This is a genomic window from Bacteroides sp. 1_1_30 (genome assembly GCF_020982715.1).
GTDB lineage: Bacteria > Bacteroidota > Bacteroidia > Bacteroidales > Bacteroidaceae > Bacteroides > Bacteroides xylanisolvens.
Window position 1 is genome coordinate 1 of record NZ_JAJKHN010000001.1, and the last position, 15,179, is coordinate 15,179.

Here is a 15,179-nt window from a genome sequence, read left to right on the forward strand (position 1 = left end):
AAAGTGAGTAAAAAGGGATAATTATTAACTTGGAAATAAAGAGATAAAGAATTTACCACCAAATTTGACGAAGAACCAGAAATCCACAAACAATTATTATCCGCCTGCTGAATAGAATGGATTACGTTGTTACTCAAAGCCTTGGGAGCTGAAAAATCGGAACGGAAAACTTCCATGCTTCTGCCGTCATAACAATTGACTCCATCGTAAGTACCGAACCACATCAACCCTGTATTGTCTTGAAAAAGACAAAGCACAGCGCTATTAGATAATCCTTGCTGATAATCTACTTTCCGGAAGATATATGAATCTTTACCACCATCTGCCTGACAGATCAATGAATAAATCAATAGAACAAAAGGAAAAATCAAGCGCATTTTCATTGTGTTAATCATTAATATCATCTATTAAATATCAGGCAATCGCTTATATGTTTTGTTTCGCAGTGCGAAAGAAAATAGCCATTAATAATCGATGTCTTTGATTCTCTTTACACAAAGATACGTTTTTATACGGAAAATGCAACTCTATTTTATCAAGTACCTCTATTTTTCAACAATTACTTCACTACTAAGTTCACACAATCTAAGAGTCTGCCTCTTCCATTTTTCAATGATCTCATCATTATAAATAATGCAATCAGTTTTATTTTCATGCCGTACGTTTATCAATATGCATATTTAAGCCATGTGTTTATCATTGATATAAGACCTATAAAGTTGTATACCAATTGATATTCTTGTGGTGTATCTATGCTAACGACGCAGAGAAGTAAGCTTTGTTGATTACTTCTCTCTCAACACTGCTTACTTCTCATGTAATCTATTAATAGAAAAGTTGCTCTTGATTAAGTCCAAACTTTCTTTTTATTAACAGTAAAGTTGCCTTTCATCCCTTCCAATCTATAAATGCAAGCTTCATTTATAAAAACAAAGGTTCCGTTTTTAAAAACAAAGCTTGCATTTATAAAAATGAAGCTTTCATTTTAAGTTTGTAAATAACAAAAGAGAAGTTTACTATTAGACGAAAGGAAGTTTAGACTTAATCAAAAGAAACTTTATTGTTAATTCTCAAGGAGAAGAGTAACTATTATCATTCAGTGGATATCATCCTAATAAAAAGTCTCGTATATCAATGAGACAACTTATTCAGTTATCTTTATGATATACGAGACTCAAATGTTATAAATAAAATCCTATTTTACAGGATATTATTTTGCTAATTCATTAATCACATCCATTATCTTCTGACCGATTTCTTCGGCAGCTTCCATGGTAGAAGCTTCACTATACACACGGATGATCGGTTCTGTATTACTCTTGCGCAAATGTACCCATTTGTCAGCAAAGTCAATTTTCACACCGTCGATATCGTTGATTTCTTCGTTCTTATAGATTTCCTTTACTTTTGCAAGGATAGCATCTACATCGATTTCCGGAGTCAAGTCTACACGGTTTTTAGCAATGAAGTAAGGAGGATAAGTAGCACGGAGCTCGCTAACCTTCTTTCCTTCGTGAGCCAGATGGCTAAGGAATAATGCGATGCCTACCAATGCATCACGTCCGTAGTGACTGGCAGGATAAATTACTCCACCATTTCCCTCACCACCGATAACAGCATTGATTGCTTTCATCTTCGTTACCACATTTACTTCGCCTACGGCAGAAGCGCTGTATTCCATTCCATACTTGCGAGTTACATCACGCAAAGCACGGGTAGAGCTTAAATTAGAAACAGTGTTACCGGGGGTATGTTTCAGTACATAGTCGGCAACAGTAACCAATGTATATTCTTCACCGTACATTACGCCATTCTCGCAGATCATTGCCAGACGGTCAACATCGGGGTCTACAACAAAAGCTACATCGGCCTTTCCACCTTTCATTAAGTTCATGATGTCACCGAGGTTCTTTTCAAGCGGTTCGGGGTTGTGCTGGAAGTTTCCGGTAGGTTCACAGTAGAGTTTTTCTACATGTTTCACACCTAAACGTTCAAGAAGTTCGGGAAGAATAATACCGCCTACCGAGTTTACACAGTCAATAGCTACACGGAAATTGGCTTTTTTGATAGCTTCTACATCTACCAAGTCGAGAGCCAATACACTGTCGATATGTTTCTGATTATAAGTCAGGTCTTTGCGGTAAGAGCCCAAGTGATCTACGTCGGCATAGTCAAATTCTTCTGCTTCAGCAATACGAAGCACTTCGTTGCCTTCGGCTGCATTCAGAAATTCGCCATGTTCATTCAGTAACTTCAGTGCGTTCCACTGCTTAGGGTTATGAGAAGCTGTCAGGATGATGCCACCACAAGCGCCTTCCATAGTTACAGCAAGCTCTGTGGTCGGAGTAGAAGCAAGATCAATATCTACTACATCCCAGCCCATTCCCATTAATGTGCCGACTACTACGTTTTTTACCATTTCACCCGAGATGCGGGCATCGCGTCCCACAACAATCTTGTTGCTCTTCGCTTTGCAGGTCTTACGAATTAAAGTAGCATAAGCCGAGGTGAATTTTACAATGTCAAGCGGGTTCAGTCCTTCTCCCGCTCCTCCGCCGATGGTTCCGCGGATTCCAGAGATAGATTTGATTAGAGTCATAGGTTTTTAACTAAAAGATTTATCTAATGTTAGTGCTTTAGCTTTTTGCTTTCTCAAACTTCCAGATATCATAGAAATAAGGATTGACATATTGTTGTGCAGTTGTATGCCCCATCTTAGAAGGTACAATCAAGCGTACATGTGCATTATTACGCAAATAAGGTAAGGCAATCAACCAGCCGGATGGAATTGCAGTTCCATAACCTTGATTAACCCATAATAAATCATATTCCAAACTACCGGATAAAACGATTCCATAAACAGTAGACGCGTTTTGTACATAACGGAATGTTAATGGAAACTTATAATAATCAGGAGCATCCATCCATTCTTCTAATGGTACATTGAAACAAGTAACCTCTCCTGTCATCATATCCTTTTCTACATAACGAGTACAAATGACATTATTATTAGCAAAAGTGTCTACTTCATTAATAAACTCAACCCCATTCTCACCTTCCTCTTTCCCGCCACGATCTACGATCTGCATATATACGCCGTTGGAAAAAGCAACATATTCGTCATATCCATCCCCAGCTTCTTTTGAAGCCGTAACAGTGTCTCTTTCGAACTCTTCCAGTGAAATGACACGAATATCATTATCTTTGATGAACTTATTCACCGCATTTTTCTCGTCTTCCAGCATTTCTGCATAAGTCTTCGAATTGTCGCATGCCTGGAACAGACTTCCGGCGGTTAACAAAGAGAGAAATAAAAATACAAGTTTCTTCATTATCTGTTATTTAGCTATATTCCGCACAAATGTATCTCAAAATCATTAAAAGTTGAAAGGGGGAAGTTGAAAGTTCGTATCTTTTAACCTTTCCATATTCACTTTTAACCTTCCATCTTTAGCTTTTTGCTGTTAACAAAGGTTTATACTTCTCAAGCGCTTTCTCAAAGACCGCTTTTGCCTCTTCCATCGTTCCGAAAAACTCACCGCCCGAAGCGTTCAAATGTCCGCCACCGTTGAAAAATTCAGCGGCTAACTGATTACATGGAAAGGTTCCTACCGAACGAAGGGAGATTTTAATCATCGGCTTCTCTGTATCTTCCCGCAAGAAGCAGGAGAAACAAACATTCTTGATGGAAAGGGGGATGTTTACGAAGCCTTCGCTATCACCTTTTATATAGTTAAACTTACTTTGCTCGGCTTTTGTCAATGTGATTAATGCCGAATTACAATCCGGATAAACAGTCATGTTCGACAGTACATAGCCCATCAAACGCAAACGGCTCTCGGAATAGGTATTGTACACCTTACGGTAAATATCATCCTTATCGATTCCTTTGGAAAGTAGTTCGCTAATGATAAAATAAATTTCCCGGTTATTCGAATTATAAGTGAATCCTCCTGTATCTGTCATCATGCCTGTGTAGATACATTCTGCGCCTTCCTTCGTGATATCACTGAAATATCCCATACGACAAATCAGCCGGAATATCAATTCGGAAGTAGAAGAAATCTTAGGATAGGACATTACAATCTTACAGAAATCTTCGGGATACAGGTGATGATCGATCATGATTTTACGCGCAGGAGATGCAACCACAGCATCTGCCATATCGTCAATACGCTTCAGTGCATTGAAGTCGAGACAACAGATTACGTCAGCTTCGGCTATCAACTTATCGGCAAAATCTTTGTAACGGTCATACAAAAGAATATCCTTACTGCCCGGCATCCATCGCAAGAAATCGGGAAAGGCATTCGGCACAATTACGTTTACTGTTTTTTCCTGTGAATCCAGGAAATGATACAATCCCAATGATGAACCAATAGCGTCGCCGTCAGGAGAAACATGGGATACAATTACTATTTTGTCAGCTCGTTCAAACCATTTGGAAAAATGGTCTATTTTGGCTTGTTCAATTACTTTCGTCAACATACTCTTAAACTTTATCAAGGTGCAAATGTACGATAAATCTTTGTACTTAGAGCAAAAAGTGGACAGAACCTTCGTCAGACAAAGAGATAAATCGCAGACCGGATTTCTTGCATTCGCTTTCAAGTAGGTGTTTGCGGTATTCCGAGAGGGACGCGTCCAATATGACGTAAGAGAAAGAAAAGACTTGGGCGAGTTCTTCCAGATGACCGTCATATCCTTTGCATAAGTAAAGATACTGAATATATAACGGAGAAACGGTAGATTTGTTTCGCCAACGGTTATCGTTTATGACACATACACGACAACCATGATAGGATATAATCTGCTGTTGACGGTTAAGTTCAGCGTGCCGGCAATCAGCCGTTATTTCTTGGGGAGGAAGAAGGTGATGACGCTTCCAATAGTTAGCTGTCATGTGTTTCAGACGTTTTTCATTGGAGAGAGTATCCATATAGTTTATCCAGGATTGCCCGTCACTCTTTATGCAATGTACTGCCGGACAACCACGCATATTGTAAAAGACTAAACTCGTTTGAGGACGATCCAGCCAATACAGCGTTGCATGATAAGTCCCCATCAACAAGATAAAAAAAAGACAGATTTGCAGATTCCGGTATCGGCGATTCATGAAATAATAGGTTAGCAGAGCGATGACAATATAGATACCTAGCACTTCTGACTGATAAAGCCAAATTCCATCTATAGAAGCGTAAGGAAGCTGTTCTACCCATCGGACAAAGAAATTAAGTCCTTCCAACAGCTTCTTAACACCTCCGGCTACTTCTATCTGAAGCCAGGAGAAAGGAGTCAGAAGAAGCATTACGACAGCAGCATATAAGATAATCGTAATCAAAGGAATAACAACTAAATTCGTCAATAGAAAATGCACGGAGAATCGAGAGAAATAAAACAGAACAAGCGGAGCTGTTCCTATTTGTGCGGCAATAGACACGCTCATGAGTCCCCAAACATACTTTCCTATTCTACTTTTCACGGTAATCAAATGGTAGATCGGCTTTTGAATAAGCAAGATAGAAGCAACAGCAAGGAAAGAGAGCTGAAAACCAACATCGAACAGCCATGCAGGATTGCAGAATAACATCAACCACGCAGCTACCGCCAATGTATTTAAAGATAAAGGTTCACGACCAACCATATCCGCCATAGCTAAAATCGAAAACATACTGACCGAACGTACTACCGACGGAGAAAGCCCTGTAAAAAAAGCAAAGGTCCACAATAAGACAAGAAGAAAAACAGAACGCACACATCTACCTATATTTCCTCTTCGGGCAATAGGTTTCAGAATGAAAAAAAGCATTGTATATAAAAGTCCGATATGCAAACCGGATAAAGCAAGAATATGGCTTGCACCGACCACCGAATAACTTTCACGAACCGAATCACTTAATTCTGTCTTATCTCCTATTGTTAGTGCTGAAAGTACTGCCAGTTCATCCCCGTTGAATCCCAGTCCCTGATAAAGTGAAACCACGTTTCTTCTACAAGAGCTGGCTGTACTTTTGAGGTCAAAGTTATTCATTCCGTCTTGTCGTAAAGAGATGGATGGATTAGCAGAAGATAAAGGTGGTTTGCTTGAAGATAAGATTGTCCATTTCCCGGATGCAACATATCCTGTTCCGCTAATGCCTTTCCGCATCAGGAAGCGGGCATAATCAAATTCATCAAAGTTTCGATTGTTGAGAGGAGGAGAAATGCGGGCAGAAATCAGCAGTTCATCTCCACTCTTCAAACGGGAGGCAGACGAATCTTGCTGTAGATAAAGAACCGCAGTATGTCCTATCGGATATATGCCCGCAGTATCACGACGTTCTTTCAATAATGCCTGACAGAGGTAAGTATGTTCTTTAGGTTGAGGCGCATCCGTTATCAAAACCCGGTACACTGTTTCTTCTTTCGGAAAAGAGCAGACAGCCTGTTGCAATTGTCCAGTCATCCCAAGCCATCCTCCCGTAAAACAAAGAGCGGAGATAGCTATCCCAAAACACCATCGCAGCGAATAGCGCTTCAGAAAATAAAGAGCAAAAGACAATGCAGCAAAAAAGCCAAAGAAGAGAATACCACAAAGGGGGGCCCATGAACGGTCAAAAAAATGATCTCCACAAAAAATGCCTGCTATCCAGGGGATAAGCAGGCGTATAAATGGATATCGATGGATATAAAAGGAATTCAATAGATTAGTTACAGTTCGTGCAACTGACGAATCATTTCTACCGGATCCTGTGCACCAAAGACAGCATTTCCAGCCACCAGCGCATCGGCTCCCGCCTCAACCAAACGGGCCCCTGTTTCCAGGTTCACGCCACCGTCTACTTCAATCAGGGCTTTCGAACCTGTCCGTTCAATCAAGGCACGCAGTTCACGAACTTTTTCTACCGAATGTTCGATAAACTTCTGCCCGCCAAATCCCGGATTCACGCTCATGATAAGCACCATATACACGTCCCGGATAATATCTTGCAGAAGAGCTACAGGAGTAGCAGGATTGATCGTTACAGCAGGCTGCATCCCGGCTTCTCTGATTTGTTGAATCACCCGATGCAGATGTGGACAAGCTTCATAATGCACATTCATCGTATGAGCACCCAATGCTTTTACTTCCGGAATGAATTTCTCCGGATTCACAATCATCAAATGCACATCCAACGGCTTCTTACTTAACTTCGCTACATATTTCAGTACCGGAAAGCCAAATGAAATATTCGGAACAAATACTCCGTCCATAATATCAATATGTACCCACTCCGCTTCACTGCGGTTTACCATTTCAATATCCTTTGCCAAATATCCAAAATCGGCAGAAAGAATAGAAGGAGCGATAATCGGTTTCATAATTCTTTTATTTTAGGTTCTAATTGTCTCGTGTTCGGGACGGTTTTTATTCTATCTTATTGTCAGATCACTTCATCTTACACCCATCTTCCAGGTGATAACCACGAAGCAACTCATCTGTTTTCAGTCGTTTTTTACCGGGTAATTGTAAAGAAAGAATAGATACAAATCCATCCGGTACAGCTACTTTCATAAATTTCTTGCCATCAGTTACGATTGTTCCGGCAGCCAATTGATGTGATTCATAAACTTTCTCACTTTCAAATATTTTCACGACCACACTTTCTGCTTTTTCGGAAGCAATCAGTTCACTCCAGGCAGCGGGGTAAGGTGATAGTCCACGGATAAAATCGTAGATCTTCTTCACCGGCTGGTTCCAGTCAATCCGGCAAGTTTCTTTAAATATCTTCGGAGCAGGACGGAGTTCACCGACAACTGCCATTTCTTCTTGAGGAATTGGTTTGACCGTTCCATTCAGTATAGCATCTACTGTTTCAAGAACCAGTTTTCCTCCCAACATCATCAAATTATCATGTACCACTTCTACATTATCCGTATCTGCAATAGGCACACGTACCTGTTGAATGACCTCTCCGGTATCTATCTCATGCTTCAAAAAGAAAGTCGTAATCCCGGTTTCCGTATCACCGTTGATAACCGCCCAGTTGATAGGAGCAGCTCCACGATATTGAGGAAGTAAAGAAGCATGAAGATTAAATGTACCCAGTCGCGGCATATTCCATACCACTTCCGGCAACATACGGAAAGCAACTACAATCTGCAAATCCGCTTTCCACTCACGCAACGCTTCCACAAAAGCTTCATCTTTCAACTTTTCCGGTTGAAGCAACGGTAAATTCTGTTCGAGCGCATATTGTTTGACAGGAGAATATTGAATCTTATGTCCGCGTCCGGCAGGTTTATCGGGCATTGTAATCACACCCACTACATTATAACCGCCTTCTACCAATTGGCGCAGGGCCTCTACCGCAAAATCGGGAGTTCCCATATATACTATTCTTAAATTTTCTTTCTTCATATTTTAAATCTGTTATCATTACTTAGGCACAGATTAGTCTTCTGAAAAATGTACCAGCACTTGCCGATACGAATTAAATATCTTTGATTTAGAGACAAATCCCTGATAGCGGCCTTCCTCATCTACAACCGGAAGATTCCAGGCTTTCGTATCGTCAAATGTTTGCATAACCTGCTCCATTCCATCCGTATCGAAGATTTTGGCAGGAGCAGATATCATCAATTTATTAACAGTGAAACGATGATAAAGTTCTTGCCGGAACATGATGTTGCGAATATCGTCGAGCAATACAATTCCCAACAATTCACCCGTTTTCTTATCTGTCACCGGAAAGACATTTCGATGGGAAGCTGCAATTGCTTTCACCAGTTCGCCCAAGTCCATTTCCGGGTGTACGACAACGAAATCTTTCTCCACCACGTTTTCCATTTTCATCAGCGTCAACACAGCTTTATCCTTGTGATGTGTCAGCAATTGTCCCTTCTTAGCCAAACGCATCGAATAGATACTATGAGGTTCGAAAGCAATAATTGTCAGATATGAACTTACAGATACAATCATCAACGGAAGAAATAAATCATATCCACCTGTCAGCTCGGCTATCAGGAACACCCCTGTCAATGGAGCATGCATGACACCACTCATTACTCCCGCCATTCCCATCAATGCGAAATTCTTCTCCGGCAAATAAGCGGAGAAAGCAAAGTCATTGCTAAAATGAGAGAAAACAAAACCGGCAATACATCCCAAATAAAGCGAAGGAGCAAAGATACCACCACAACCACCGCCACCGTTTGTTGCACTGGAAGCAAATACTTTCAACAAGATAATCAGCATCAGATAAACCAGCAACAAATTGCCATAGCCATAAAACATAGAGTTGTTCATGACCGTATCCCACTCTTCGGCAGACGTTCCATTCAACAAAAGATTAATCGTGTCATATCCTTCACCATAAAGAGGTGGGAAAAGGAAAATCAATACACTCAACATCACACCACCAAAAGCCAGTTTCTTGTAAGGGTTATTGAGTTTGCCAAATACACCTTCTACCGAATTCATGGCACGTGTGAAGTACAACGAAATCAGCCCACAAAAAATTCCCAGCAAGATAACGAAAGGAATACGCTCCAGTTCGAATGCCTGATCGAGGTGGAACTTAAACATAGCCTCCGTACCAGTGACTATGTACGAAACAGTTGCTGCTGTCACGGCAGAAATCAGCAGGGGAAGCAAAGAAGACATGGTTAAGTCAATCATCAGCACTTCCAAGGTAAATACCAGTCCCGCAATCGGAGCTTTAAAAATACCGGCAATGGCACCTGCCGCACCACAACCTACGAGCAGCATCAACGTGCGATGCTCCATCTTAAACACGCTCCCGAGATTGGAACCGATTGCCGAACCTGTCAGTACAATCGGCGCCTCTGCTCCGACCGATCCACCAAATCCGATGGTTATGGCACTGGCGATAGTAGACGACCAGATATTGTGTCGCTTGATACGTCCCTGCCTACGGGAGATGGCATATAGAATTTTGGTGACCCCATGACTGATATCATCCTTTACAATATTACGCACAAACCAACCTGCAAGGAAAATACCGACTACCGGATATACCAAATACAGGTAGTTAGCTTCTGTTGCATTGAAATTATTAGTCAGGAAATTCTGTATCTGATGGATAAAGAATTTCAATATTAACGCAGCAAACGCAGTGAAGATTCCGACCAGGAAACTTAATATCAGGATAAATTGCTTTTCCTTTATGTTCGCTTCCCGCCATTTGATACAACGCTGCAATAAACTAAGTTTTTCCCCTTTCATTTATTCGCGAATTATCTTTATCACTCCACCTTTTTCCAACTTAATAATACTTGAGGGTTTCGGCTTATTCATATCATCCTGACGAAAGCCAACGATATAATCTACCGCCGATTTGATTTCATCACTAATTTCACTAAAATTAGCAGCACCCGGCTGCCCGCTGACATTAGCCGAAGTAGAAACAATTGCTTTACGGAACTGCTGACAGAGTCTTCTGGAAAAATCTTCATTCGTCACACGAATCCCGACACTGCCATCTTCGGCCAGCAGATTAGGTGCTAAATTTCGTGCTCCGGAATAAATAATCGTCAACGGCTTGTCGGCAACTTCAATCAAATCCCATGCTACATCAGGTACATCCTGTACATAAAAATCCACTTTAACCGGAGAGTCCACCAACACCAACATAGCTTTGCTATCAGCACGTTTCTTAATCTCATACACCCGGCGTACAGCCTCCTCATTAGTCGCGTCACAGCCTATACCCCATACGGTATCAGTGGGATAAAGGATCACTCCTCCTTCATTCATCACCTGACAGGCTTTTTTAATATCTTCTATCATTTCTTGATTAATTTCCGTTAAGAACAAGACGCAAAAATAACACATTTATTCCATTTAGTGAAATCTATCCTGACGTTTTTAAATCACCCTTTAAAATCAACTATTGGCAGACAATAATTTAACTATTACATTATTACAAGCGTGTTTCCCTAACAGGACAAACATCCCAAAACTTCGTTTTAAACGATTATTAACGAAAATCTTCCTTATCTCCGAAAGCAGAATCATTAGAAATCTCTATCTTTGCCTCAATTTCAAGCAAGAAAGCAAAAGTGCCATTTTTGTGTCGAATTTAAAACGTTTAAGAGAAAACAATGGAAGAAATCGTATTTCATCACACATTACCTATCCAATTGCGATTCAATGATGTAGACAAATTTGGTCACGTCAACAACACAGTTTACTTCTCCTTTTACGACTTAGGAAAGACTGAATACTTCGCTTCAGTATGCCCCGGAGTAGATTGGGAAAAGATCGGGATTGTCGTTGTCCATATCGAAGCGGATTTCGTCAAACAGATATTCGCATCCGATCATATCGCCGTACAGACTGCTGTTTCTAAGATAGGCACCAAAAGCTTTCACCTGATCCAGCGGGTTATCGACACAGAAACGAATGAAGTAAAATGTATCTGCAAGTCTGTTATGGTTACTTTCGATCTTGAAAGACATGAATCCATGCCACTGACAGAAGAATGGATAGAGGCGATCTGCAAATATGAAGAACGGGACTTGCAAAAAGCATAGATAGATTTTTTGAAAAAGCCCCCTCACGAATGAGAAACAAAACAAGCAAAACCAATTCTCCGGAAAAAGTTTTATTCTAATTCATGTCCGCTATATAACAGAAATTGCCTATTTTTGTACCTTAATTAATAAGGCATAAAATATCTAGTACAGAAAATGATAGCTGACAAAAGTATAAATTTAGATACCCTTTATAAAGTATTGTTTGATAATGAGAAGCTGGAACTCTCTAAAGAATGCATCCGAAAAGTAGAGGAAAGCTTCGATTTCTTACAATCTTTTTCCAGCGATAAGATTATTTATGGTATCAATACGGGGTTCGGCCCAATGGCACAATACCGGATAGAAGATCAGTCACTGATCGAGCTTCAGTACAATATCATTCGAAGCCATTCCACCGGTGCCGGCAAACCACTTCCCGAACTTTATGTAAAAGCAGCTATGATTGCCCGCCTGTACACTTTTCTACAGGGGAAATCAGGAGTACACATGGAGCTGGTATCTCTTCTCTGTGAATTTATCAACCGTGGAATTTATCCGTTCATACCCGAACATGGAAGTGTAGGTGCCAGCGGCGATCTCGTGCAACTGGCTCATATTGCCCTGACACTAATAGGAGAAGGGGAAGTTTTTTATCAGGGGAAATTGCGTGATGCCGCTACTGTGCTTGAGGAAAACGGTCTGCAACCTTTTTCAATGCGCATCCGCGAAGGATTATCCGTCACAAACGGTACTTCTGTGATGACAGGAATCGGTATCGTCAATCTTATTTATGCCAAAAAGCTGCTCCGTTGGTCGGTAGCCGCTTCTGTCATGATGAATGAGATTGCCGCCTCTTATGATGATTTCATGGCACAGGCATTAAACGAGGCCAAGCATCACAAAGGTCAACAAGAGATAGCCTCTATGATGAGAGAATGGGTAGCGGGCAGCAAATGCGTACTTCAAAGAGAGAATGAGCTATACAACCAAGTGCACAAAGAAAAAATCTTCGAGCACAAAGTACAGCCCTATTATTCCTTGCGATGTGTTCCGCAAATCCTCGGTCCCATCTATGATGAGCTGAAGAATGCGGAAGAAGTATTGATTAACGAAATAAATTCCGCCTGCGACAATCCGATTGTCGATCCGGACACACAAAATATTTATCATGGCGGTAACTTCCACGGAGATTACATCTCTTTCGAAATGGATAAACTGAAAATCGCCATGACCAAACTGACCATGCTTTGCGAAAGACAGATCAATTATCTGTTCCACGACCGTATCAATGGCATCCTGCCTCCTTTTGTAAACTTGGGAGTGCTTGGATTGAACTACGGTTTGCAGGCTTCGCAATTCACAGCAACGTCCACTACAGCCGAATGTCAGACATTATCAAATCCGATGTATGTGCACAGTATTCCTAACAACAACGATAATCAGGATATTGTCAGCATGGGAACCAACTCGGCTCTATTAGCAAAAACAGTCATTGAGAATTCTTATCAGGTGATGGCTATACAATTTATGGGAATGGCACAAGCCATCGACTACCTGAAAATACAGGATCGTCTAAGTCCCAAAAGCCGGCAGGTGTATGAAGAGATACGTAGCTTCTTCCCTGTATTTACCAATGACACACCTAAATATAAAGAGATAGAAAGAATGATGAACTATCTCAAAAAAGAAAATAAATAAAATGAAATACGCATTAGTAACCGGAGGAAGTCGAGGTATCGGCCGTGCTGTCAGTTGCAAACTGGCGGAAATGGGCTACTTTATACTGATTAATTATCAGAGTAACGACGCAGAAGCAGAAAAAACGTTGCAGTTAGTGCAGGAAAAAGGAAGTAACGGAGAAATCATGAAGTTCGATGTGACAGACCCTGCCGCTATTGCCCTTGCCTTGAACAACTGGGCGTCACAACATCCTGACGAATACATCGAAGTACTGATCAACAATGCGGGCATCCGTAAAGACAACCTGATGCTCTGGATGACAGGAGAAGAATGGAACAAAGTGCTCGATATCAGTCTGAACGGATTCTTTTATGTGACACAGCCTTTATTGAAGAATATGCTGGTCAAGCGTTATGGACGTATTGTCAATATCGTATCCTTGTCAGGTATTCAGGGAATGCCCGGACAAGCTAACTATTCCGCAGCCAAAGGTGGCGTAATAGCCGCTACCAAAGCACTGGCACAAGAAGTCGCCAAGAAAAAGGTAACAGTCAACGCTGTAGCCCCAGGATTTATCCGCACGGATATGACGGAAGGGATTGATGAGAACGAATGGAAAAAACACATTCCTGCAGGACGTTTCGGTACTGTGGAAGAGGTTGCCGATCTCGTCGGTTTTCTGGCATCTCCGGCCTCATCCTATATCACAGGAGAGGTGATTTCCATCAACGGAGGACTATATACTTAAAACAAAAGCATAGAATAGACAAAATAATGAAAAGAGTTGTTATCACGGGAATGGGAATTTACTCTTGCATCGGCAAGAACCTGGATGAAGTAAAAGACTCACTATACAATGGGAAATCGGGGATTGGCATAGATCCGGTACGGAAAGAGCTGGGCTATTTTTCTGCATTAACGGGCATATTGGAACGTCCCGACTTGAAGAAACTATTAGATCGTCGTAAACGTCTCTGCCTGCCGGAACAGGGAGAATATGCTTATCTCGCTACTTTGGAGGCTTTCCGCAACGCCGGTATTGACGAGGCTTTTCTCGAAGCTAATGAAGTGGGTATCTTGTATGGCAATGATAGTAGTGCCGCCCCTGTTATCAACGCAGTGGACATCATTCGTGAAAAGAAAAATACAGCGTTGGTAGGTTCCGGTTCTATTTTCCAGTCGATGAATTCTACCGTGACAATGAACCTGTCGGTTATCTTCAAGCTTAGAGGAGTTAACTTCACCATTGCCGGAGCCTGCGCAAGTGGTTCTCATGCTATTGGCATGGGTTATCTGCTCATTAAATCAGGATTGCAGGATTGTATTCTTTGCGGTGGTGCACAAGAAGTAAATCCTTATGCGGTCGGCAGTTTCGACGGGCTAAGCGCATTTTCCACCCAGGAAGCAGAGCCCGAGAAAGCCTCCAAACCTTTTGATAAACGACGTGACGGACTGATTCCGAGTGGAGGAGCCGCCAGTCTGGTATTAGAGAGCTATGAATCGGCAGTAAAAAGGGGAGCTCCCATTTTGGCCGAAGTTATCGGTTACGGTTTCTCTTCCAATGGAGATCATATCTCCGTACCGAATGTGGACGGTCCGAAACGTTCTCTTCAGATGGCCATCAAAGATGCGGGTATTGCACTCGAACAAATCAGTTATATCAATGCACACGCCACTTCCACTCCGGTAGGCGACCTGAACGAAGCGAAAGCCATTGCGGAAGTATTTGAAGGACATCACCCGTATGTCACTTCCACGAAGTCTATGACCGGACATGAAATGTGGATGGCAGGTGCCAGTGAAGTGATTTACTCCACCCTCATGATGAACAACGGTTTCATCGCTCCCAACCTCAATTTCGAGGAACCAGATGAGGCTTCCGCACAGTTGAATATACCTACCCAACGGGTAAATCTGGAATTTGACACGTTCCTTTCCAATTCGTTTGGATTCGGAGGAACCAATTCCACCCTGATTATACGCCAAATCAAAGAATAAAT

General features: G+C 41.6%; 13 protein-coding genes. 4 read left to right on the top strand and 9 right to left on the bottom strand.

Translation table 11 applies throughout. The features are described 5' to 3' along the window. The 9 genes from LPH68_RS00005 to LPH68_RS00045 all read right to left on the bottom strand — a co-directional run. The coding region (locus tag LPH68_RS00005) for a two-component regulator propeller domain-containing protein (protein ID WP_230296828.1) at nt 1-395 on the bottom strand (395 nt) is incomplete at its 3' end. 815 nt (nt 396-1,210) lie between these two features. Beyond that, complete coding sequence (gene glmM / locus LPH68_RS00010; protein ID WP_151923009.1) at nt 1,211-2,599, bottom strand: phosphoglucosamine mutase; 1,389 nt, start codon at nt 2,597-2,599, stop codon at nt 1,211-1,213. Between the two features lie 37 nt (nt 2,600-2,636). Then, a complete protein-coding gene (locus LPH68_RS00015) occupies nt 2,637-3,332 on the bottom strand; it encodes a DUF4827 domain-containing protein (protein WP_015532320.1) in 696 nt (231 codons plus the stop codon). A gap of 118 nt (nt 3,333-3,450) precedes the next feature. Continuing rightward, nucleotides 3,451-4,488, bottom strand: coding sequence for a bifunctional oligoribonuclease/PAP phosphatase NrnA (locus LPH68_RS00020; protein ID WP_120144516.1), 1,038 nt, complete (start codon nt 4,486-4,488; stop codon nt 3,451-3,453). A 46-nt stretch (nt 4,489-4,534) separates the two neighbouring features. Further along, a complete protein-coding gene (locus tag LPH68_RS00025; protein WP_151923008.1) occupies nt 4,535-6,682 on the bottom strand; it encodes a ComEC/Rec2 family competence protein in 2,148 nt (715 codons plus the stop codon). A gap of 8 nt (nt 6,683-6,690) precedes the next feature. Further along, complete coding sequence (rpe, locus tag LPH68_RS00030) at nt 6,691-7,341, bottom strand: ribulose-phosphate 3-epimerase (RefSeq protein ID WP_004313068.1); 651 nt, start codon at nt 7,339-7,341, stop codon at nt 6,691-6,693. Between the two features lie 67 nt (nt 7,342-7,408). Continuing rightward, nucleotides 7,409-8,380 carry a methionyl-tRNA formyltransferase gene (gene fmt, locus LPH68_RS00035; RefSeq protein ID WP_151923007.1) on the bottom strand — a complete coding sequence of 324 codons (972 nt, stop codon included), beginning with the start codon at nt 8,378-8,380 and terminating at the stop codon, nt 7,409-7,411. Nucleotides 8,381-8,413: 33 nt separating this feature from the next. After that, nucleotides 8,414-10,207: a chloride channel protein gene (locus LPH68_RS00040; protein ID WP_004313072.1), complete on the bottom strand. Its 1,794-nt coding sequence runs from the start codon at nt 10,205-10,207 to the stop codon at nt 8,414-8,416. Then, nucleotides 10,208-10,771, bottom strand: coding sequence for an L-threonylcarbamoyladenylate synthase (locus LPH68_RS00045; protein ID WP_004313073.1), 564 nt, complete (start codon nt 10,769-10,771; stop codon nt 10,208-10,210). A 314-nt stretch (nt 10,772-11,085) separates the two neighbouring features. On the opposite strand from LPH68_RS00045, the gene LPH68_RS00050 reads away from it, so the two are divergent. The 4 genes from LPH68_RS00050 (at nt 11,086) to LPH68_RS00065 (ending at nt 15,177) form a co-directional block, all read left to right on the top strand. Continuing rightward, nucleotides 11,086-11,517 (top strand): thioesterase family protein, encoded by a 432-nt coding sequence (locus tag LPH68_RS00050; RefSeq protein WP_004313074.1) that lies wholly within the window; start codon nt 11,086-11,088, stop codon nt 11,515-11,517. A gap of 156 nt (nt 11,518-11,673) precedes the next feature. Further along, nucleotides 11,674-13,197: a histidine ammonia-lyase gene (hutH, locus tag LPH68_RS00055; RefSeq protein WP_151923006.1), complete on the top strand. Its 1,524-nt coding sequence runs from the start codon at nt 11,674-11,676 to the stop codon at nt 13,195-13,197. A 1-nt stretch (nt 13,198) separates the two neighbouring features. Beyond that, complete coding sequence (gene fabG, locus LPH68_RS00060) at nt 13,199-13,927, top strand: 3-oxoacyl-ACP reductase FabG (RefSeq protein ID WP_134985046.1); 729 nt, start codon at nt 13,199-13,201, stop codon at nt 13,925-13,927. Nucleotides 13,928-13,953: 26 nt separating this feature from the next. Next, on the top strand, nt 13,954-15,177 hold the full coding sequence (locus tag LPH68_RS00065; RefSeq protein WP_008020539.1) for a beta-ketoacyl synthase: 1,224 nt from the start codon (nt 13,954-13,956) through the stop codon (nt 15,175-15,177). The last annotated feature ends 2 nt before the right edge of the window (nt 15,178-15,179 follow it).